Source organism: Streptomyces sp. WAC03905, from assembly GCF_057371075.1.
This window is the reverse complement of sequence record NZ_JBXYDZ010000003.1, coordinates 1,921,776-1,942,714: the sequence shown is the minus strand read 5'-3', so window position 1 is coordinate 1,942,714 and position 20,939 is coordinate 1,921,776. Positions and strand designations below refer to the sequence as shown.

Below are 20,939 nucleotides of genomic sequence, written 5' to 3'. Positions count from 1 at the left end.
GCTCTGCGGGGTGGGCTACGGAGTGTCCAGGCGGCGGATCCGGCAGCGGGCCGGGCCCTCCGTGCGCAGGGTGATGCCCGCGCTGACCGGGACCTCGGTGTCCACCGGCTCGAACGCGTACGCCCGGAGGATCATCGCGAGCGCGACGACCGACTCCAGCATCGAGAAGTGCTGCCCGATGCAGGCGCGCGGCCCGCCGCCGAACGGGAACCACGCGTAGCGCGGCCGCCCCGCCTCCGCCTCGGGGGTGAAGCGGTCCGGATCGAAACGGTCCGGGTCCGGCCAGTGCTCCGGACGGCGGTGCGTCACCCACGGAGCGAGGATCACGTCCGCGCCCGCGGGGACGGTGTGCCCGCCGATCCGGGTGGCGGCGACGGCCTTGCGGCCGATGACCGGCGCGGCCGGGTACAACCGCATCGCCTCCTTGATCACCTGGGAGAGGTACGGGAGCCGCTCCAGGTCGGAGGCCTCCGGCTGCCGCGCGCCCAGGACGCGGCGGATCTCCTCGCGGGCCAGGTCCTGCTGCTCGGGGTGGCGGGCCAGCAGGTGCAGCGCGAAGCAGAGGGACGTGGCGGTCGTCTCGTGCCCGGCGAGCAGGAAGATCAGCACCTGGTCGCGGAGCTCCGCGGCGTCGAACTCCCCGTCGTCCGAGCTGCGGGCGGCGGCCAGCAGCGTGAGCAGGTCCTGGCCGGAGGCGTCCGCGTCGGCCCGCCGCCGCTGTCCCACGATCCGGTCGCAGACCCCGTACAGCTCGTCCAGCGCGGCGGCCGCCCGCCTGTTGCCCGGGGTGGGCCAGTTGCGCGGGATGTTCGCGGGGGAGTACCCGCGGCGCAGCACGTACTCCGTGATGACCGGGAAGCAGCGGGCCACGACGTCGGCGGTGGCCTCCACGTCGGTGCCGAAGAGGATCCGGGCGACCGCCCGCAGCGCGAGGTGCGTCATTTCGGCGGAGACGTCGACGACGCCGTCCAGGGCCTCCTCCCAGGCGGTGACGGCCACCGCGGTCTCGGCGGCGACGGCCCCGGCGTACCCGTCCACCCGTCGCCGGGTGAACAGCGGCTGCACGAGCCGGCGCTGGCGCAGGTAGTCCTCGTCCTGGCTGGTCAGCAGTCCGTTGCCGAAGGACTCCCGGACCTCCTGGTAGAAGGCGTTGTCCTTGCGGAAGTTGGCCGCCTCGGAGGCGAGCACCTGCTGCACGCCCTCGGGGGAGAACACGCAGTACAGGTCCGCCCGCAGCCCGGGCGGCCCGGCCGAGACCCGCACGACGTCACCGCGCTGCTGCCGGGCCCGCAGGAAGGTGCCGAGGGAGTCCGTCTTCAGGTCCTGGAGCGATCCGAGCAGCGGCGCCCCGGGAAACAGGGGAACCTCCGCACCCGTGTCGACGACGCCTGCGTTCCTGCCCATTGCCATGCCGATGCCCGTCCCCTCGCCTCTGCCGGAGCCCGATTCTGCCGCCCGCCCCGCCCCGTGGCGAGACCTTCGCCCCAACCGGTGATCACGGACCGTCCTGTCCGCCGTAGGGGTCCTCCAGCACCGGGATACAGGGCGACAGGGCCGCCTCCGTGCCGTCGGTGACCCGGCCGCGGACCATGCGCAGGACACGGACCTCGTTCTCGCGGCCGGGGTCCTCGTCGTCGCGCACGTGCATCACCCCGTACGAACCGGGCGCCAGGCGGCCGACCTCGCCGAAGAACGCCAGGACCTCCGGGTCGCGGTGGTTGCGGAAACCGCCGAGGTGCAGGAACAGCTCGCCGTTCATCCACCGCAGGTCGAGCAGACCGGGACCGGCGATCTCCGCGGTCCGGGCGGCGACGGCCCCGGCGATCCGCCGGAGGCCGTCACTGCCCAGGGTGTCGTCGGCGGCGGCGCTCTCCTGGACGTTGATCCAGCCGTGGTACTCGAACACGTCGTCACAGCCCGCGCACGTAGCGGAGTTCGGAGAGGATGACGCCGTCGTAGACGTCGTCCTGGGCCGCGCCGTCGGCCTGGTAGCCGGCCCGTTCGTAGAAGCGCCGGGCCCGCTCGTTGTCCCGGAGCACCCACAGGGCCGACGTCGTGAAGCCCTGGTCGCCCATCGCCGCGTGCGCCTCGCCGAGGAGGCCGCGGCCGATGCCCGTACCGATCAGGTCCGGCGCGACGTACAGCGCGTAGACCTCGCCCACCCGCCCCGCGCCCGGCAGGCGGCTCCGGACCGGCCCGAAGCAGATCCACCCCACCGGGCCCCGGTCGCCGAACGCCACGAGGTCCCGCGACTCCCGCCCGGGGCGGGAGAACCACTCCCGCCGCCGGGCGGCGTCGTCCTGGACGGTCATCGCCTCCAGGTAGGAGGAGGGCACGATGCCGGCGTACGCCGCCTGCCACCCCCGGACCCGGATCGCCGAAACGGCCTCGACGTCGGCCCCGTTCATCTCACGCACGCGCACACGAACCATCGCGCCACGGTAGGCCAGGCCTTCCCGCCGGACCACCGGTTACCACCGTCCGCCGCCCCCGGCCGGGCGCTTCAGATGCGCGCCCGGATCTGCCGCACCGGATGGCCGAGGGCCTCGGCGACGGCGGCCAGCTCGGCGTCGTCGAACCAGGCCCGCCCGGGATTCCAGACAGCGATCTCGAACCGGGCGAACCCGCACGGCCAGTGATAATCCAGTGCGTCCAGGGTGGTCGTCCCGCCGCAGCACGGCGTCTCGGTCGCCAGGGTGGTGAAACCGCCGTCACCGTGGGCGTCGAGCAGGTCTTCCCACCACTCGGTGTCGATCGACGCCCGGCACAGCGGACAGCCGATCCTCTCCAGGTTCCCACCGCAGTCGACGGCGGTCACCGCGTCGTGCCATGTCGGTTCGATCTCCACGTCCACCCCGTCCGTGCTGCCCGGGGCCAGCTGTTCGACCAGGACGACGGCGCGGTCGGCGGCAGCGCGGTCGGGCTGCCACCCCGGATCGGTCGGAATGATCGACAGGACGTCGTCACTCATGGCTGGGCTCCCCCGACTGCTCGGACGGTGATGGGCGAACGGCGATGGGACACCGCTGGTGTCGCGGGTGTCATGCGGGCTCGACGGGCAGCCACAGCTCGCAGGTCGCGGTGCTGAAGTCGGCCGCCCGGTCGAGGGTGGCCACGATCGAGGGGCCCGGTCGCAGCCGCCACGGGTTGGAGGGGAACCATTCGGTGGCGGTCGCCGCCCAGGTCGTCTGCAGAGCCTGCGGATGCGGCCCGCTGGTACGGAAGACCGCCCACATCCCCTCCGGCACCTCGATGGCGTCGAGGCCGTCCGGGGACGGCGTGTCCCGGTCGAGGGCGACCCCGTGGAGGTAGGTCAGTTCGCTGCCCTCCGCGCTGTCGGGGTCGACGTCGTCGGAGACCTGCAGCAGGCCCCGAGGCTCGGTGTCCCCGAGGGCCTTCAGCCGCAGGTGCTCTTGCGGCGGCAGCGCGGCGATGTGCTGCTGGATGTGCGGGTTGACGCCCTGGTGGATGAGCGGGACCCGGGCGGCGTGTCCGACGAGGCGGAACGCGGGGCGGTTGACGAGGCGGGTGTCCATGGGGACGCTCCCTTCGACGGTCAGGCGGAACCTGAGCTGCGGTTGTGTGCGCAAGGGGCCTCCGTCGCGGCGTACGTCACCGGGCCCGGCGCCGTGGACCGCCCGGAACGCCCGTCCGAACGCCTCACCCGAGCCGTACCCGTACCGGACCGCGATGCCCAGCAGGTCCGACTCCCCCCGGACGACGTCCGCGGCGGCGACGGTCATGCGCCGCCGGCGTACGTACTCCGACAGCGGCATGCCGGCCAGCGACGAGAACATCCGGCGCAGGTGGTACTCGGTGGTGCCGAGCGTCCCCGCCAGTCCGCGGACATCGGGATCCTCCGCGAGGTGCTCCTCGACGAGGTCGACGAGCTGGTTGAGTGCCGAGATCACGAGGCCTCCTTTCGACTCCAACCCTGGCAGCGGACACCCCGCCCGCGCCCGACCGCTGCGAACCGGTCCGATCAGACCGGCCGCGGCGGATCCCCGCCGGGCTCAGTGGCGGAGCAGCCCGAACGCGGCCGCCGCGCCGAGCCCGTACCCGGACCAGCCGACCCGCGCGCGACCACGGGGGAGGCGAGGAGCAACCAGGGGCCGTAGGCAGAGACGAGCAGGGCCACGCTTCCGGAGGCCACGCCCGCGCGCACGCTGATCTTCCAGGCGGGGCCACGGCGGTGGGGCCGCCGGGGTGACCAGCATCGCCGCGATCAGCGCGACCGGCGCGATCAGCGCGCGTGGCGCGCCGCAGAGCCACAGCAGCAGGGTGCCGGTGGCGACCGCTGCGCCGGCGAAGGCCGTCACCAGGATCCGCTGCGGCCGCCCGCCGACGTGCCGGTCGCCCAGCGGCCCGCCTCCGGCCGCCCGGGACCGTCAGGAGCTGTCGAGGATGCCGCCGACCGTTTCCGTGATGCGGTGCTTCCACTTGTGCCGGCGGTTGCAGTACCGGCGCGGGAACCAGCGCCGTTCCTGTGGCAGCTGCCGGTTGCACCACTTGCACAGCACCGTGCGGCCCCTGCTCGCGAAATCCCCCATGCCCCGACTCTAGCCGCAGTGACCTGCGCCTTCCGCGGCGCGTTGGGCCGTGCCCGCGGCTCCGCGAGCGGGAACGTTTCAGTAGCCCCAGCGCTGACCGACGCCGCTGTCCTTGCGGCAGTGGATCGCGCGGCCGTTGGCGTCGCGTCCGGAGCTGCCGATGTCGGCCTTCCTGCATATCTGCCCCGCCTTGTAGCAGTTGCCGGCGTTGGAGAGCGGGTAACAGGAGCTGTCCTCCTGGGCCTTGGTGGGCTCCGGGGCCGGGGCCGTCGTACGGGTGCGCGTCGGAGCGGGAGGGGCGGGGGCGGCCTTGGTGGCGGCGGGGGCCTGCGTCGTGGGCGGCGCGGCGGTGGTGGGGTCGGCGCTCGGGGTGGGGCTGGCGCTCGGACTCGCGGTGGTGGGCGCTGCCGAGGGGCTGGCGCTGACCGCGACCGTCACGCTCGCGCTCGCACTCGGGGCGGCGGCGCCGGCACTGCTCGCACCCGGGTCGCACGCGGCGAGCGTCAGCACGGCGGCGAGGGCGGCGAGAGCGCCCCCGTACCGCGTGCTGCGCCTCGTGGGTCTGTTCGTGTTGCCGAGCGGACGCATGGCCATCGGTGGCTCCTGGATCGGTGGGGCACTTGGGATGGCGAGAACATACTCGGCAAGTTGAAGCTTGTACGGGTTAATGCAGAAATTCGTGCCGGTGTACGACGAGGGGAACCGAACGGGGCGCAGGCGGTGCCGTCACCTCGGCCGTCATGCCCGTCCGGCCGGACCCGCCCGGCGTGACGACTGAGGCCCCGACACCCTTCGTGGCGGGTGACGGAGCCTCATGATGTCTACGGTCGGACAGTGCCCGACTCCCTAGATGTCGCGGAAGATCTCGATCTGGGCGCCCACCGAGTTGAGGCGCTCGGCCAGTTCTTCGTAGCCGCGGTTGATCACGTAGACGTTGCGCAGGACCGACGTGCCCTCGGCTGCCATCATCGCCAGGAGGACGACGACCGCCGGGCGGAGGGCGGGCGGGCACATCATCTCCGCCGCGCGCCAGCGCGTGGGCCCCTCGACCAGGACGCGGTGGGGGTCCAGCAGCTGGAGGCGGCCGCCCAGGCGGTTCAGGTCCGTCAGGTAGATGGCGCGGTTGTCGTACACCCAGTCGTGGATCAGGGTCTGGCCCTGGGCGACGGCCGCGATGGCCGCGAAGAAGGGGACGTTGTCGATGTTCAGCCCGGGGAAGGGCATCGGGTGGATCTTGTCGATCGGCGCCTCGAGTTTCGAGGGGCGGACGGTGAGGTCGACCAGGCGGGTGCGGCCGTTGTCCGCGGTGTACTCCGCCGAGCGGTCGTGGTCGAGGCCCATCTCCTCCAGCACCGCGAGCTCGATCTCCATGAACTCGATCGGTACCCGGCGGATCGTCAGCTCCGACTCCGTGACGACCGCGGCGGCCAGCAGGCTCATCGCCTCGACCGGGTCCTCGGAGGGGGAGTAGTCCACGTCGACGTCGATGTTCGGTACGCCGTGGACGGTGAGGGTGGTGGTGCCGACGCCCTCGACCTTGACGCCCAGCGCCTCCAGGAAGAAGCACAGGTCCTGGACCATGTAGTTGGAGGAGGCGTTGCGGATGACGGTGACGCCGTCGTGCCGGGCGGCCGCCAGTAGCGCGTTCTCGGTGACCGTGTCCCCGCGCTCGGTCAGTACGATCGGGCGGTCGGGGGAGACCCCCGCGGCCACCTTCGCGTGGTAGATGCCCTCGGTCGCGGTGATGTCCAGGCCGAAGCGGCGCAGGGCGATCATGTGCGGCTCGATGGTGCGGGTACCGAGGTCGCAGCCGCCCGCGTAGGGCAGGCGGAAGGTCTCCATGCGGTGCAGCAGCGGGCCCAGGAACATGATGATGCTCCGGGTCCGGCGGGCCGCGTCCGCGTCCATGGCCTCCATGTCGAGGCGGGCCGGCGGGACCAGTTCCAGGTCCACGCCGTCGTTGATCCAGCGGCTGCGGACGCCGATGGAGTTCAGGACCTCCAGGAGGCGGTAGACCTCCTCGATGCGGGCCACGCGCCGAAGGACCGTACGGCCCTTGTTGAGCAGCGAGGCGCAGAGCAGGGCGACGCAGGCGTTCTTGCTCGTCTTGACGTCGATGGCGCCGGACAGCCGACGGCCGCCGACTACGCGCAGGTGCATCGGGCCGGCGTAGCCCAGGGAGACGATCTCGCTGTCGAGGGCTTCACCGATTCGGGCGATCATCTCAAGGCTGATGTTCTGGTTGCCGCGTTCGATCCGGTTCACTGCGCTCTGGCTCGTGCCGAGGGCGTCGGCGAGCTGACTCTGTGTCCAGCCCCGGTGCTGACGGGCGTCACGGATGAGCTTGCCGATGCGTACGAGGTAGTCGTCTGCCATGGGGGCACCGTATCTCAGATATGAGATGACTCCTGCGTCGGGTGGGGCATATGGGTGTGTCGTACGGCGTGTCGCCGCTCGCTCAAGCGTGTTACTGACCGTCAGGTCGCCCGTCTGTGCCGCCGTTCGTACGGCGCCCGACGCGCCCCGGAACGCCGGTCTGGACGCCTCCGGGGAGCCCGCGCCCGCGAAGTTCCTCTTGCCGCATTCTGCCCCGGTTTCGCCTCTTGGTCGTCAAGTGGTCGGCGGTTTGCGTGGTGTGCGTCGGCGTACGGGAACGGGCCCCCGCGCCCCGGCCCGACGTCGGTGGCGTGGGCCGCTTCGGCGGCCGGGGATGTCGGGCGGTCGGGGGTGGGGTGGCGCAACCGCCTTCGGCCCGTCGTCGCGCCCGGTGGGCCGGGGCCGTCCTCGGTGCCCGCCCGACCCCCGTGTCCGGTTCGAGGTGAGATGTGCCGTGTGGGTGGTGCAGGGCAGGCCCGGGGGTCAGGGTGTTCGGCGGCGGCAGCCCGCGAACCGTGCCGGGCCGGCCGTCGGGCTCCCGACCCGGCGTCCCACGGCCCGTGCTTGACCGCTCCTCGCCGGCGGCCGCGCTACGCCGCGCCGCGGCGCCCCAGGACCGGTTCCGCCACCAGCCGGGCCAGGCCGCACAGCGTCTGGCCGTGCCGGGCGAAGAGTTCGTCGCGCGAGTCGTAGTGGCCGAGGTCGGACAGGACGTACGCCGACAGGTCGCACCCGGGCCCCGCCCCCGGACGCGCGCTCGGACAGGTGGCCGGCGCGGCGTCCCAGTCGATCGCCGTCCGCGACAGCGCCTCGAAGAGGGTCTCCGGGCCGGCGTTGGTGAAACCCCCGCCCTGCGCCGCGGCCACCGGGCGCAGCCCGCCGAGGAGTTCCGACACCGTCAGCCAGGTCGGGGGAGCCCCGGCCGCCTCCGCCGGGCCGCCGAGCCGGAACTCCGGCCAGGCCAGCAGTACCTGCTCCGGGACCATCCGGCGCAGCCGCGGGAACCGCGGGTACCAGAACGAGCCGTCCACCAGCAGGCCGCGCACCCGCGTGGGCACGCCGTGGGCACGCGCCACCGCCTCCAGCACCGCCGGCCGCTGGCTGCACGATCCCCGGCCCCGGCGGAGCACCTCCGAGACGGGCCGCTCGTCCTGCACGGAGTACACCGGCCGGACGGCTCCGGAGATCCAGGTGTGGGCCCGGTGCAGGCGCTCGATCTGCCGCGCGAGGTCCGCCGACCCCGCCACCGCCGACCCCGCCCCCGCCAACCCCGCCACCGCCGACCCCGCCCCCGCCGCCGACCCTGCCGGCCCCGCAGGCCCCGCCGCCCCCGCCCCGGCCGCCGCAGTCCCGCCCAGCTCGCGCACCACCGCGGTGACCCGGGGGTCCCTCCAGTCCAGGATCCGGGTCGGGGCGGTACTCCCCTCCCGCACCGCCCCGCCGGACATCCCGCCGGACGCCGTTCCGCCGGACGGCCCCCCGTCGCCCGCGCGAGTCGTACGGGTCCGGCCCCACGGCATGAGCAGTGAGCTCGTCATGGACGGCGTCCTCTCGTCAGGCCCTCCCCCGGAGGGCTGGAGGCATCCTGACAGAGAATCTGAACACGTTCAATGGTGCATCGCGTCCGAGTCGGGCCGGCCCCGGGCTCAAATCAGGCCCGCCTCGGGCCCGCCCTCAGACCCGGATCGGGCGCCGGACCGGGGCATGCCGAAGCGCCCTCCCCGCCCCTCGCCCCACCGGGCGCGGGTGCGTGCCTCGTCGTCGCACCCGGACATGTACTAGAGTTATCTCGACATCGAGATATCTGCCGAAGGCGTACCGCAGCCGCCCCCGCTGGTAAGGGTTACCTAACTTAGCCTTACCTTAGCGGATTGGCCAAGGGGCGTGGCGGCAGGATGCGGTAAACGCGCGAATTCATGCATGAAGGAGACTGTCGTGTCGGCGAACAGCTTCGACGCCCGCAGCACGCTGCAGGTGGGCGACGAGTCGTACGAGATCTTCCGGCTGGACAAGGTCGAGGGCTCCGCCCGTCTGCCCTACAGCCTGAAGGTGCTGCTGGAGAACCTGCTCCGCACCGAGGACGGCGCGAACATCACCGCCGACCACATCCGGGCGCTCGGTGGCTGGGACTCCCAGGCCCAGCCCAGCCAGGAGATCCAGTTCACGCCGGCCCGCGTGATCATGCAGGACTTCACCGGCGTCCCCTGCGTCGTGGACCTCGCCACGATGCGCGAGGCCGTGAAGGCCCTCGGCGGCGACCCGGCCAAGATCAACCCGCTCTCGCCCGCCGAGATGGTCATCGACCACTCGGTCATCGCCGACAAGTTCGGCACGAAGGACGCCTTCGCGCAGAACGTCGAGCTGGAGTACGGCCGCAACAAGGAGCGCTACCAGTTCCTGCGCTGGGGCCAGACCGCCTTCGACGACTTCAAGGTCGTCCCCCCGGGCACCGGCATCGTCCACCAGGTCAACATCGAGCACCTGGCCCGCACGGTCATGGTCCGTAACGGCCAGGCGTACCCCGACACCCTCGTCGGCACCGACTCGCACACCACCATGGTCAACGGCCTCGGCGTGCTGGGCTGGGGCGTCGGCGGCATCGAGGCCGAGGCCGCGATGCTCGGCCAGCCGGTCTCGATGCTGATCCCGCGCGTCGTCGGCTTCAAGCTGACCGGCGAGCTGCCCACCGGCACCACCGCCACCGACCTGGTGCTGACCATCACCGAGATGCTGCGCAAGCACGGTGTCGTCGGCAAGTTCGTCGAGTTCTACGGTGAGGGCGTCGCCGCCACCTCCCTCGCGAACCGCGCCACCATCGGCAACATGTCGCCGGAGTTCGGCTCCACCGCCGCGACCTTCCCGATCGACGGCGAGACCCTGAAGTACCTCCGCCTCACCGGCCGCTCCGAGCAGCAGGTCGCGCTCGTCGAGGCGTACGCCAAGGAGCAGGGGCTGTGGCTGGACCCGGCCGCCGAGCCGGACTTCTCCGAGAAGCTGGAGCTCGACCTCTCCACGGTCGTCCCCTCCATCGCCGGCCCGAAGCGCCCGCAGGACCGCATCGTCCTCGCCAACGCCGCCGAGCAGTTCGCCGTGGACGTACGCAACTACGTCAGCGACGACGAGGAGGCCGGCAAGGAGTCCTTCCCGGCGTCCGACGCCCCGGCGTCCTCCAACGGTGTGCCCACCAAGCCCACCCTGGTGACCCTGGCCGACGGCACCTCCTTCGAGATCGACCACGGCGCCGTCACCGTCGCCGCGATCACCTCCTGCACCAACACCTCGAACCCCTACGTCATGGTCGCCGCGGCGCTCGTGGCCAAGAAGGCGGCCGAGAAGGGCCTGACCCGCAAGCCGTGGGTCAAGACCACCCTCGCCCCGGGTTCGAAGGTCGTCACCGACTACTTCGACAAGGCCGGCCTGACCCCGTACCTGGACAAGCTGGGCTTCAACCTGGTCGGCTACGGCTGCACCACCTGCATCGGCAACTCCGGTCCGCTGGACGAGGAGATCTCGAAGGCGATCAACGAGGCCGACCTCGCCGTCACCTCGGTGCTCTCGGGCAACCGCAACTTCGAGGGCCGCATCAACCCCGACGTCAAGATGAACTACCTGGCCTCCCCGCCGCTGGTCGTCGCGTACGCCATCGCGGGCTCCATGAAGGTGGACATCACCAAGGACGCCATCGGCACCGACACCGACGGCAAGCCGGTCTTCCTCGCGGACATCTGGCCCTCCGAGGCCGAGGTCAACGACGTCGTGGCGAACGCCATCGGCGAGGACATGTTCAGCAAGTCCTACAGCGACGTCTTCGCGGGCGACGCCCAGTGGCAGGCGCTGTCGATCCCGACCGGCAACACCTTCGAGTGGGACCCGCAGTCCACCTACGTGCGCAAGCCCCCCTACTTCGAGGGCATGACGATGGAGACCACCCCGGTCTCCGACATCGCCGGCGCGCGCGTGCTGGCGAAGCTGGGCGACTCGGTCACCACCGACCACATCTCCCCGGCGGGTGCGATCAAGGCCGACACCCCGGCCGGCAAGTACCTCACCGAGCACGGCGTCGAGCGCCGCGACTTCAACTCGTACGGTTCCCGCCGCGGCAACCACGAGGTCATGATCCGCGGCACCTTCGCCAACATCCGCCTGCGCAACCAGATCGCGCCGGGCACCGAGGGCGGCTTCACCCGCGACTTCACCCTCGAGGGCGGTCCGGTCTCCTTCATCTACGACGCCTCGCAGAACTACCAGGCCGCCGGCATCCCGCTGGTCATCCTGGCCGGCAAGGAGTACGGCTCCGGCTCGTCCCGCGACTGGGCCGCCAAGGGCACCGCGCTGCTCGGCGTGAAGGCCGTCATCGCCGAGTCCTACGAGCGCATCCACCGCTCCAACCTGATCGGCATGGGCGTCCTGCCCCTGCAGTTCCCCGAGGGCGCCTCCGCGGCCTCCCTGGGCCTCACCGGCGAGGAGACCTTCTCCTTCACCGGTGTGGAGGAGCTGAACAACGGCACCACCCCGCGCACCGTCAAGGTCACCACCGACACCGGTGTGGAGTTCGACGCGGTCGTCCGCATCGACACGCCGGGTGAGGCGGACTACTACCGCAACGGCGGCATCATGCAGTACGTCCTGCGGAACCTCATCCGCGGCTAAGGGCGCGCCAGGCGGAGCGATCCGCCGTCTGTCGGCACCATAGGGCCGTACCCCCGTCAAGGGGGTGCGGCCCTTCCGCTTTGCGCGGCGGCGGTCCCAGGTGACGGACAGGTCTCAACTCGGAAAAGCCGGGGACGATCCTTGTGCACGATCTTGCTCAGCCGAGCGGAAGTGGACTATACCTGTGCGCGTCCGGGCCACCGCGTGACGAGCGGCCCCGGGCCGGGGGATGCCGGGGGACCTGCGGTGATGCCCGCACGCACGGCAACTGCGGTGATTTCCGGCCTCCTTCACACTCCTGACGAAGGCGAGGACATGAGCATGGGATCCACTGGTGAGGGCTTCGGCCGCCGTGATCTGATCAAGCGTTCCGCAGCGCTCGGACTGATCAGCGTGCCGACGATGAGCTTCCTGTCCGCCTGCGCCTCCGGCGGGGAGGACACCACGAAGGGCCCCGACAAGGGGGCCGTCTCCAAGGAGAACCCCTTCGGCGTCGCCAAGGGCGGAAAGATGGACGTCGTCGTCTTCAAGGGCGGCTTCGGTGACGACTACGCCAAGGCCTGGGAGGCCGCCTTCGACAAGAAGTGGGGCACCAGCAGCTCCCACCTCGGCACGCAGGAGATCACCGGCAAGCTCCAGACCCGCTTCAACGGCGGCAACCCGCCGGACGTCGTCGACAACTCCGGCGCCCAGAGGATCAAGCTCGACGTGCTCTTCAAGAGCAACCAGCTCGCCGACCTCACCCCGGTGCTCGACGCGCCCTCGCTCGACGACCCGAGCAAGACCGTCCGCGACACGCTCATCGCCGGCACCGTCGAACAGGGCACCCAGGGCGGCAAGTTCGTCTCCCTGAACTACGTCTACACGGTCTTCGGCTTCTGGTACTCCGGGAAGCTCTTCAAGGAGAAGGGCTGGACGCCGCCCAAGACCTGGGACGAGTTCCTCGCGGTCTGCGCGAAGGCCAAGGAGGCCGGCCTCGGCGGCCTCGCCCACCAGGGCAAGTACCCGTACTACATCAACGTCGTCATCATGGACCTGATCGCCAAGAAGGGCGGTCTGGAGGCCATGAAGGCCATCGACAACCTGGAGCCGAACGCCTTCGAGGGCAGTGCGGCCGCCCTCGCCGCCGTCGAGGCGGTCTACGAGGTCGTTGAGAAGGACCTGCTCCTCCCGGGCACGAACGGCCTGACCCACACCGAGTCCCAGACCGCCTGGAACCAGTACAAGGCCGCGTTCATCCCCTCCGGCTCGTGGCTGGAGAACGAGCAGCTCAAGCAGACGCCCGAAGACTTCGACATGCAGTTCCTGCCGGTCCCGCTGCTCGCCGACAGCAAGCTGCCCTTCGAGGCCATCCGGGCCGGGGCCGGCGAGCCCTTCATCGTCCCGGAGAAGGCCGCCAACAAGGCCGGCGGTCTGGAGTTCATCCGTTCGATGCTCTCCCGCGAATGGTCGACCATCTTCGCCCAGCAGGCCAACTCGCTCACCGTGGTCAAGGACGGCGTGGACCCGGGGGTGAAGCTCCGGCCGGGCACCCAGTCGGCGGTCACCGCCCTCAAGGCGGCGGGAACGAACACCTTCAATTACCTTTACCCCGACTGGTACAGCGAGATGGACACGGCGATCCAGGACGCGTCCAACGAGCTGATGGCCAAGCGGATTCAGCCGAAGGAGTGGATCAAGCGGGCCCAGGCGGCGGTCGACAAGGCGGCGCAGGACCCCAACGCCAAGAACAACCGTCGCAGCTGACAGCACGCCCCACCGGTCACCGGCACACCAGGGACGGACACCATGAGCCAAGTAGTCCGGGGCAGGGGACGGGCCGGCTTCATCGCCGGCTTCCTCCTCGCACCCCTCGCGCTGTACCTGACCTTCGTCATCTGGCCGTACGTACAGACGTTCGGCTACTCCTTCACCAACTGGACGGGCCAGTCGCCGACCTTCGACTTCGTCGGCGTCGACAACTACTCCGCCCTGATGAAGGACGAGGTCTTCCGCGGGGCCCTCTGGAACAACCTGCTGCTCCTGGTGTTCGTCCCCGTGGTCACCATCCTGCTCGCCCTCTTCTTCGCCTTCATGGTGAACGCGGGCGGGCGGGGCGGCGCCGGCGGCGTCCAGGGGGTGGCCGGCTCACGCCTCTACAAGGTCGTCTACTTCTTCCCCCAGGTCCTCTCCCTCGCCATCCTCGCGGTCCTCTTCGGCGCCGTGTACCGCACCGACGAGGGCGGCCTGCTCAACGGCGTCCTCATCCGGCTGGGCATCGTCGACCGGCTGCACCCCGTCGAATGGCTGAACGAACCCAGCCTCGTCCTGTGGTGCCTGCTCCTCGTGGTCGTCTGGCACGGCGTGGGCTTCTACCTCGTCCTGTTCTCCGCCGCCATGCAGTCCGTCCCCAAGGACATCTACGAGGCGGCCCTCCTCGACGGCGCGGGGCGCGCCCAGACCTTCCTCAGGGTCACCCTGCCCCTGCTGTGGGACTCCGTGCAGACCTCCGCGGTCTACCTGGGGATCGCCGCGATGGACATGTTCGTCCTGGTGTCGACCATGACGTCGGGCCAGTTCGGCGGTGGCCCCGACCACCACAGCGAGGTCATGGCCACGGTCCTGATGAGGAACTTCCTCTACTTCGGCAAGAGCGGGTACGCCTGCGCCATGGGCGTGGTCATGCTCGTCCTCACCATGATCCTTTCCGTCGTCACGCTGCGCGCCACCCGCCGCGAGCGCATCGAGTTCTGAGCGGGAGACCGTCATGACCACAGTGATCAAGGCTCCGGGCGAATCGGCGGCGGAGCGGTCCGGGGAAGCCGGCCCCGACCGGGAACGGAGCGGCGGACGCTCCGAGGGCATGGTCCTCAACGTCTTCTCGCACGGCTTCCTCGTCCTCTGGGCCGTGCTGATCGTGCTGCCGCTGATCTGGCTGGCGCTCGGCTCCTTCAAGACCGACGCGCAGATCGGCGGCTCGGCGCTCAGCTGGCCGGCCAACTGGAACTTCGACGCGTTCGGCAGGGCCTGGGACAAGGGCATCGGCGACTACTTCGCCAACACCCTCATCGTCATGGTGTTCTCCGTGCCGCTGACGATGCTGCTCGGCTCGATGGCGGCGTACGTCCTGGCCCGCTTTCCCTTCCCGGGCAACCGGTTCATCTACTACTTCTTCGTCAGCGGGGCGATGTTCCCCGTCTTCCTCGCGCTCGTCCCGCTGTTCTTCATGGTCAAGCGGTTCGACATGCTGAACACGTACCAGGGCCTGGTCCTCGTGTACGTCGCGTACTCGATGCCGTTCACCGTCTTCTTCATGCACTCGTTCTTCCGCACGCTGCCGACGGCGGTCCACGAGGCGGCGGTGATCGACGGTGCCTCCGACACCCGGATCTTCTTCCAGGTGATGGTGCCGATGGCCAAGCCGGGCCTGATCAGCGTCGGGATCTTCAACATCCTGGGCCAGTGGAACCAGTACATCCTGCCGTCGGTGCTGATGCAGCCGCAGACCGGATCGGACCCGGAGCGCTACCTGCTCACCCAGGGCCTGATCCAGCTCCAGCAGCAGCAGGGCTACGAGACCGACCTGCCCGTGCTCTTCGCCGGCGTGACCATCGCGATGATCCCCATGCTGGTGGTCTACCTCTCCTTCCAGCGGCAGATCCAGGCGGGCCTGACCTCGGCGACGCTGAAGTAGCGGCCCGGCGGCAGGGCCCCGGAGGTCGCGGGCCCGTGTCAGGTGCCGCGCGAGGTGCGGTCCGAGGCCTTCCGCAGCTTGTACAGCAGCCCGGACCCCGGGTCGCCGACCTCCTGGCTGATCCGGGGCTCCTCCTCGGTGCCGTCGACGTGCCAGGACTGCCAGTGGCACACGGGGATCTCCACGCGGACCCTCTGCGACCACGCGTCGTGCCCCGGCTCGTAGAACCAGGTGCCGGAGCCGGAGCACCGTCGAAAGGGCTCGCCGGGGCGGTCGCCGTGGTGGTGCACGCCCACTCCGGAGGCCTGGACCCGGCCGTCGGCGGTGAAGACCAGCGTGCCGCGCGTCTCGTCGATCCAGGTGCCCGTCATGGTCTGCGGCCCGATCCTCGGCGGCTCGTACGCGGGCAGCAGGCCGACGGCGAGCCCGAGCGCGCCGAAACCGGCCGTCCCCACCGCCGCCGCCGTGCCCCACAGCGCCACCCGCCGCAGCAGGCCCTCGCCGCGGGGGAGGGCGATCACCGCCCCCAGGGAGAGCGAGGCCGTGGCCGAGGCCCAGAAGACGAGCGTGGACCCCGTCTCCGTGTCGTTGTGCGTGGCGTAGACCAGGACGGGCGTCGCCAGCAGGGCGGCCACCGCCGGAGGGGAGGCCAGCGCCGCCCACCACGCCGCCCGCCCGCCCGGGTCGTGTCCGCACAGTCCCCGGACGATCAGGTCGGCCAGCGCGACGGCCGGCACGACGAAGACCAGCGACAGCAGGAACGCGATGGATCCGACGAGGGGCAGGGTCGCGACCAGGGACCCCCCGATGGTCACCCAGTCGGGGGGCTCGTCCGGCGGTGGCTGCGTCTGCACGTACAGCAGGACCACCACGACCGTCAGTACCACCTCCAGGCACCCCACCAGCGTCGAGACCACCAGGACGCGGCCGTACGAGCGTCTCTGACCCATGCTCAACCCCCCTCGCGGCACGGTCGGACCGCGCGTCGGCCCGGCCGGCGATGTCCTGGATCCATACTGCCAGCCGGGCTGAACGCGTTCAATTCATTCTTTCCGCTCCTACAGCCACGTGCCGAAGCGGCGGACGTACCAGGTCTTCACGCACTGGGTGAGCGTGCAGTACGCGAGCAGGACGCCGATCAGCCACGGGAAGTAGCTCGCCGGCAGGGCCGTGAAGCCCAGCGAGGAGGCCAGCGGGGAGAACGGCAGCCACAGTCCGGTCAGCACCGCGAGGACGGTCATCGCCATCACGGGCCACGAGGCGCGGGACTGCACGAAGGGGATCTTCCGGGTGCGGATCATGTGGACGACCAGGGTCTGGGAGAGCAGGCCCTCGACGAACCAGCCGGACTGGAAGAGCGACTGGCCCGCCACGCTGTTCGCGTCGAAGACGTGCCACATGATCAGGAACATCGCGATGTCGAAGACCGAGCTGATCGGGCCGATGGTGATCATGAAGCGGCCGATGCCCCTGGCGTCCCAGTTGCGGGGCTCGCGCAGGTACTCCTCGTCCATGCGGTCCCACGGCGTCGCCAGCTGGGCGACGTCGTAGACCAGGTTCTGCACCAGCAGCATGATCGCGAGCATCGGCTGGAAGGGAATGAAGGCGCTCGCGACCAGGACCGAGAAGACGTTGCCGAAGTTCGAGGACGCGGTCATCTTGATGTACTTGATCGTGTTCCCGAAGGTGGTCCGGCCCTGCAGGACGCCCTGCTCCAGGACGGTGAGGTCCTTCTCCAGCAGGATGACGTCCGCCGACTCCTTGGCGATGTCCACGGCCGTGTCCACCGAGATGCCGACATCCGCGTCACGCAGCGCGGCGGCGTCGTTGATGCCGTCGCCGAGGAACCCGACGGTGTGCCCGTCGGCCTGGAGGGCCCGCACGATCCTGGCCTTCTGGACCGGGTTGACCTTGGCGAAGACCGTCGTACGGGCGGCCAGCGCGCGCAGTTCGGCGTCGTCGAGGGCATCGGTCTCGGGGCCGAGGACCACGGCGCCCACGTCGAGGCCGACGTCCGCGCACACCCGGGCGGCGACCAGGTCGTTGTCGCCGGTGACGACCTTGACCGCGACGCCCTTGTCGGCGAGGCCCTGCAGGGCCCGGGCCGCGTCGGCCTTCGGCGGGTCGAGGAAGGCGAGGAAGCCGACCAGGGTCAGCCGGTCCTCGTCGGCGACGGTGTAGGTGTCGCGCGGGGTGTCGATCGTGCGGGTGGCGACGGCGAGCACCCGCAGGCCGCGCCGGTTGTCGTCCTCGGCGATCCGGGTGACGTGCCACCGCAGCTGATCGGTCAGCTCGACCGTCTCGCCGCGGTCGGCCACGTGCGTGCAGAGGTCCAGGACCTCCTCCACCGCCCCCTTGGTGATCATGACGTGCTCGTGGCGTCCGAAGTCGCCGACGAGGGAGTTGCGGGACAGGACCACGGACATCCGCCGCCGGGCGAAGTCGAAGGGGATCTCGTCGACCATCGAGAACCGTGCGTCGACGACAACCTCCTCGGCCTCGTGGACACGGTCGATGACCGCCTGGTCCATCAGGTTGCGCAGGCCGGTCTGGAAGTGCGCGTTCAGGTAGCCGTACTCCAGGACCTCGCCGTTCTCCTTGCCGTGCACGTCGAGGTAGCGGTCCAGGACGATGCGGTCCTCGGTGAGGGTGCCGGTCTTGTCCGTGCACAGCACGTCCATCGCGCCCAGGTTCTGGATGGCGCCCAGCCGCTTGACGACCACCTTGTGCCGGGACATGGCGACCGCGCCGCGCGCCAGGTTGGCGGAGACCACCATCGGCAGCATCTCCGGGGTCAGGCCGACGGCCACGGCGATGCCGAAGAGGAAGGCCTCGTCCCAGTCGCCCTTGGTCAGGCCGTTGACCATGAAGACGACCGGCACCATGACCAGCATGAAGCGGATCAGCAGGAAGCTGACCCTGCGCACGCCGGTGTCGAAGGTGGTCTGCGGGCGCTCGCCGACCAGGGAGCCGGCCATCGAGCCCAAGTAGGTGTCGGCGCCGGTGGCGACGACGACCCCGGTGGCCGTCCCGGAGGTGACCGAGGTCCCCATCAGGGCCAGGTTGTCCGCTTCGACCGGGTCGGTGGCGGACCGCTGGCCGAGGTCCTGCGCGCGGGTGTCGGCCTTCGCGACCGGCAGGGACTCGCCCGAGAGCGCGGCCTGGCCGATCATGAGGTCCTTGGCGGTGAGGATCCGTAGGTCGGCCGGGACCAGGTCACCGGCGGCCAGCTTGACCACGTCGCCCGGGACCACCTGGTCCATGGGTACCTCGACGGTGGTGGGGACGGAGCCGCTGCCGGCCCGCCGCCGCACCGCGCAGGTGGTGGTGACGAGCCGCTTGAGGGCGTCCGCCGCCCGGCCCGAGCGGTACTCCTGCCAGAAGCGCAGCAGCCCGCTGACGCCCACCATCACCGAGAGGATGACCACGCCCGGGTCGGCGGGGTCCTGCCAGTACATGACGGCGGCCAGGAAGACCAGGACGGCGATGAAGGGGTTGCGGAAGGCCTTCGCCAGCTGGACGTACCAGCGCGGGGCGCGCTCCTGGGCGACGACGTTGGGGCCGTGGCGCTCCAGGCGCAGGGCGGCCTCGGCGCGGGTCAGGCCGCCCAGGCAGCCGTCCACGGACTGCAGGGCCCGTACGCCGGGGGCGGCGCTGACCTGAGCGAGGCGCTCGCCGACGAGCCGGGTACGGGATTCCAGCTCGGCGGCCCTGCGCTCGCGGCGCGTCCGGCCCGGCGGCGCGAGCTTGGCCGGGGTACGAGGGGTGAGCATGGTCATGGCACATACCTCCGTCCACGGGGTCCGGGCGGCATGGAGCCGCACGGTCACGTGGAGTGATCAGGAGTCGGCGTGCGGCGGCCGCGGGGGCCGCCGGATACGCCGACGGGCATGGGTGACGCACGCCGGACGCGGTCGTCCGGCCGTGCGGAAAGGGAGTGCGGGGCAAACGCAACGGAGCGCGCGGGCAGGGGTGTGCCGCTGCCGTGCGGGCTCGGGTGAAGGGCGGTCCGGTCGACCGGTCGGCGGGTCAGCCGGTCGGTCGTCGTGGGTCAGCCGGTCGGTCGTCGCGGGTCAGCCGGTCGGTCGTCGGCGGTCAGCCGGCGAGAGCGCTGCGAGGACTTCGATCGGGACTCATCCCGAACACCTCCTCGCGTCGCGCAGTCATGACAGGCGCCCGGTCCGGCCGAAAAGGCCGCAGAGGACCGGCGCCTCAGCGACCGTAACACGATCCGGTGGGCCACTCCCTCCCCCTTTCGGCCGGTAGGCCCGATTCGTGTTGTGTCAGCCTCTTGACGTGCGGAGGGTCAAAGGCTCGACTTAAGGTTCACAAGTTGGAGAGACGCCGGGGTCTCGGAGCGCCAAGCCGCGACGTGTCCCGGCCGGGGGGCGACGGCTGGCCGTCGCTAATGGGCAGGAGTGGATGAGTCGTGCAGACTCCCGGATCGCAGTCGTCGCTGCACCGCGCGAATCTCGAACGGGTCGTACGGGCGGTGCGGCTCGCGGGGTCGCTGACCCAGGCGGAGATCGCCCGTACCACCGGACTGTCGGCGGCCACGGTCTCCAACATCGTCCGGGAGCTGAAGGACGGCGGGACCGTCGAGGTCACCGACACCTCGGCCGGCGGCCGGCGGGCGCGCAGCGTGTCGCTGAGCGGTGATGCCGGCATCGTGATCGGCGTCGACTTCGGCCACACCCACCTGCGGGTGGCCGTCGGCAACCTCGCCCACCAGGTGCTGGCCGAGGAGTCCGAACCCCTGGACGTCGACGCCTCCTGGGCGGACGGCTTCGACCGGGCCGAAGCCCTGGTCGGGCGGCTGATCGACGGCATAGGGGTCGGTTTGGACAAGGTCATCGGCGTCGGCCTCGGCGTCCCCGGCCCGATCGACGTGGAGTCCGGCACCCTGGGCTCGACCGCGATCCTGCCGGGCTGGGCGGGGATCAACCCCCGCCAGGAGCTCTCGCAGCGCCTCGGCGTGCCCGTCTACGTGGACAACGACGCGAACCTCGGAGCCCTCGGTGAACTCGTCTGGGGGAGCGGGCGGGGGGTGAAGGACCTCGCCTACATCAAGGTGGCCAGCGGCGTCGGCGCGGGCCTGGTCATCAACGGCCAGATCTACCGCGGCCCCGGCGGCACGGCGGGCGAGATCGGGCACATCACGCTCGACGAATCGGGCCCCGTGTGCCGCTGCGGCAACCGCGGCTGCCTGGAGACCTTCGCCGCGGCCCGCTACGTCCTGCCGCTGCTCCAGGGCACGCACGGACCGGAGTTGACGATGGAGCGGGTGGTCGAGCTGGCCCGCGACGGGGACCCCGGATGCCGCCGCGTGATCACCGACGTCGGCCGCCACATCGGCAGCGGGGTCGCCAGCCTGTGCAACCTCCTGAACCCCAGCCGGGTGGTGCTGGGCGGCTCGCTGGCGGAGGCCGGTGAACTCGTCCTGTCGCCCATCCGTGAATCAGTGGGGAGGTACGCGATCCCCAGCGCGGCCCGGCAGTTGTCGGTGCTCACGGGCTCCCTGGGCGGGCGGGCGGAGGTGCTCGGCGCACTGGCGCTCGTACTGAGCGAGATGGGCGATTCGACACTTTTGTCAGATCATGGAAGTGGAGTGCGAGCTCCAGCCGTCTTGCCTTCAGGTAGATAACGAATGGCACCGTTGTCATCTCGTTAAGAATTCACTCCTTGACGGC

Annotated in this window: 16 protein-coding genes; 5 read left to right on the top strand and 11 right to left on the bottom strand. The window is 70.8% G+C overall.

All coding sequences use genetic code 11. The annotated features are described in order from the left end of the window. Nucleotides 1-15: 15 nt before the first annotated feature. The 9 genes from AC2RP6_RS11315 to AC2RP6_RS11275 all read right to left on the bottom strand — a co-directional run bounded on the left by AC2RP6_RS11315 (nt 16) and on the right by AC2RP6_RS11275 (nt 8,464). Nucleotides 16-1,404: a cytochrome P450 gene (locus AC2RP6_RS11315; protein WP_486446115.1), complete on the bottom strand. Its 1,389-nt coding sequence runs from the start codon at nt 1,402-1,404 to the stop codon at nt 16-18. A 91-nt stretch (nt 1,405-1,495) separates the two neighbouring features. Beyond that, nucleotides 1,496-1,906: an Imm7 family immunity protein gene (locus tag AC2RP6_RS11310; protein ID WP_486446114.1), complete on the bottom strand. Its 411-nt coding sequence runs from the start codon at nt 1,904-1,906 to the stop codon at nt 1,496-1,498. A 4-nt stretch (nt 1,907-1,910) separates the two neighbouring features. Beyond that, on the bottom strand, nt 1,911-2,432 hold the full coding sequence (locus tag AC2RP6_RS11305; RefSeq protein WP_486446113.1) for a GNAT family N-acetyltransferase: 522 nt from the start codon (nt 2,430-2,432) through the stop codon (nt 1,911-1,913). A 71-nt stretch (nt 2,433-2,503) separates the two neighbouring features. Continuing rightward, nucleotides 2,504-2,971, bottom strand: coding sequence for a hypothetical protein (locus tag AC2RP6_RS11300; RefSeq protein ID WP_486446112.1), 468 nt, complete (start codon nt 2,969-2,971; stop codon nt 2,504-2,506). Between the two features lie 70 nt (nt 2,972-3,041). Further along, on the bottom strand, nt 3,042-3,911 hold the full coding sequence (locus AC2RP6_RS11295) for an AraC family transcriptional regulator (RefSeq protein WP_486446111.1): 870 nt from the start codon (nt 3,909-3,911) through the stop codon (nt 3,042-3,044). A gap of 477 nt (nt 3,912-4,388) precedes the next feature. After that, entirely contained in the window at nt 4,389-4,550 is a 162-nt protein-coding gene (locus tag AC2RP6_RS11290) for a hypothetical protein (RefSeq protein ID WP_486446110.1), read from the bottom strand. A 78-nt stretch (nt 4,551-4,628) separates the two neighbouring features. After that, nucleotides 4,629-5,144 (bottom strand): hypothetical protein, encoded by a 516-nt coding sequence (locus AC2RP6_RS11285; protein ID WP_486446109.1) that lies wholly within the window; start codon nt 5,142-5,144, stop codon nt 4,629-4,631. A 252-nt stretch (nt 5,145-5,396) separates the two neighbouring features. After that, nucleotides 5,397-6,926: a helix-turn-helix domain-containing protein gene (locus tag AC2RP6_RS11280; protein WP_030651535.1), complete on the bottom strand. Its 1,530-nt coding sequence runs from the start codon at nt 6,924-6,926 to the stop codon at nt 5,397-5,399. Nucleotides 6,927-7,516: 590 nt separating this feature from the next. Then, nucleotides 7,517-8,464, bottom strand: coding sequence for a transglutaminase domain-containing protein (locus AC2RP6_RS11275; RefSeq protein ID WP_486446108.1), 948 nt, complete (start codon nt 8,462-8,464; stop codon nt 7,517-7,519). A gap of 397 nt (nt 8,465-8,861) precedes the next feature. Here AC2RP6_RS11275 and acnA point away from each other — a divergent pair, with 397 nt between their 5' ends. The 4 genes from acnA to AC2RP6_RS11255 all read left to right on the top strand — a co-directional run bounded on the left by acnA (nt 8,862) and on the right by AC2RP6_RS11255 (nt 15,249). Next, nucleotides 8,862-11,576 carry an aconitate hydratase AcnA gene (acnA, locus tag AC2RP6_RS11270; protein ID WP_486446107.1) on the top strand — a complete coding sequence of 905 codons (2,715 nt, stop codon included), beginning with the start codon at nt 8,862-8,864 and terminating at the stop codon, nt 11,574-11,576. Nucleotides 11,577-11,897: 321 nt separating this feature from the next. Next, nucleotides 11,898-13,322: an N-acetylglucosamine/diacetylchitobiose ABC transporter substrate-binding protein gene (ngcE, locus tag AC2RP6_RS11265; RefSeq protein ID WP_486446106.1), complete on the top strand. Its 1,425-nt coding sequence runs from the start codon at nt 11,898-11,900 to the stop codon at nt 13,320-13,322. Between the two features lie 42 nt (nt 13,323-13,364). After that, nucleotides 13,365-14,309: a carbohydrate ABC transporter permease gene (locus tag AC2RP6_RS11260; protein WP_486446105.1), complete on the top strand. Its 945-nt coding sequence runs from the start codon at nt 13,365-13,367 to the stop codon at nt 14,307-14,309. 13 nt (nt 14,310-14,322) lie between these two features. Continuing rightward, entirely contained in the window at nt 14,323-15,249 is a 927-nt protein-coding gene (locus AC2RP6_RS11255) for a carbohydrate ABC transporter permease (protein ID WP_486446104.1), read from the top strand. Nucleotides 15,250-15,287: 38 nt separating this feature from the next. Here the strand turns inward: AC2RP6_RS11255 and AC2RP6_RS11250 are convergent, their stop codons facing one another. Next, nucleotides 15,288-16,199, bottom strand: coding sequence for a hypothetical protein (locus AC2RP6_RS11250; RefSeq protein ID WP_486446103.1), 912 nt, complete (start codon nt 16,197-16,199; stop codon nt 15,288-15,290). A 108-nt stretch (nt 16,200-16,307) separates the two neighbouring features. Then, nucleotides 16,308-19,028 (bottom strand): magnesium-translocating P-type ATPase, encoded by a 2,721-nt coding sequence (gene mgtA, locus AC2RP6_RS11245; protein ID WP_486446102.1) that lies wholly within the window; start codon nt 19,026-19,028, stop codon nt 16,308-16,310. A 650-nt stretch (nt 19,029-19,678) separates the two neighbouring features. On the opposite strand from mgtA, the gene AC2RP6_RS11240 reads away from it, so the two are divergent. Beyond that, a complete protein-coding gene (locus AC2RP6_RS11240; protein WP_486446101.1) occupies nt 19,679-20,893 on the top strand; it encodes an ROK family transcriptional regulator in 1,215 nt (404 codons plus the stop codon). The last annotated feature ends 46 nt before the right edge of the window (nt 20,894-20,939 follow it).

What these genes read in the sequence shown, in the direction of transcription:
- AC2RP6_RS11315 (WP_486446115.1), bottom strand. Translation starts at nt 1,404, where the DNA reads ATGGGCAGGAACGCAGGCGTCGTCGACACGGGTGCGGAGGTTCCCCTG.
- AC2RP6_RS11305 (WP_486446113.1), bottom strand. Translation starts at nt 2,432, where the DNA reads ATGGTTCGTGTGCGCGTGCGTGAGATGAACGGGGCCGACGTCGAGGCC.
- AC2RP6_RS11300 (WP_486446112.1), bottom strand. Translation starts at nt 2,971, where the DNA reads ATGAGTGACGACGTCCTGTCGATCATTCCGACCGATCCGGGGTGGCAG.
- AC2RP6_RS11290 (WP_486446110.1), bottom strand. Translation starts at nt 4,550, where the DNA reads ATGGGGGATTTCGCGAGCAGGGGCCGCACGGTGCTGTGCAAGTGGTGC.
- AC2RP6_RS11285 (WP_486446109.1), bottom strand. Translation starts at nt 5,144, where the DNA reads ATGGCCATGCGTCCGCTCGGCAACACGAACAGACCCACGAGGCGCAGC.
- AC2RP6_RS11280 (WP_030651535.1), bottom strand. Translation starts at nt 6,926, where the DNA reads ATGGCAGACGACTACCTCGTACGCATCGGCAAGCTCATCCGTGACGCC.
- AC2RP6_RS11275 (WP_486446108.1), bottom strand. Translation starts at nt 8,464, where the DNA reads ATGACGAGCTCACTGCTCATGCCGTGGGGCCGGACCCGTACGACTCGC.
- ngcE (WP_486446106.1), top strand. Translation starts at nt 11,898, where the DNA reads ATGGGATCCACTGGTGAGGGCTTCGGCCGCCGTGATCTGATCAAGCGT.
- AC2RP6_RS11260 (WP_486446105.1), top strand. Translation starts at nt 13,365, where the DNA reads ATGAGCCAAGTAGTCCGGGGCAGGGGACGGGCCGGCTTCATCGCCGGC.
- AC2RP6_RS11255 (WP_486446104.1), top strand. Translation starts at nt 14,323, where the DNA reads ATGACCACAGTGATCAAGGCTCCGGGCGAATCGGCGGCGGAGCGGTCC.
- AC2RP6_RS11250 (WP_486446103.1), bottom strand. Translation starts at nt 16,199, where the DNA reads ATGGGTCAGAGACGCTCGTACGGCCGCGTCCTGGTGGTCTCGACGCTG.
- mgtA (WP_486446102.1), bottom strand. Translation starts at nt 19,028, where the DNA reads ATGACCATGCTCACCCCTCGTACCCCGGCCAAGCTCGCGCCGCCGGGC.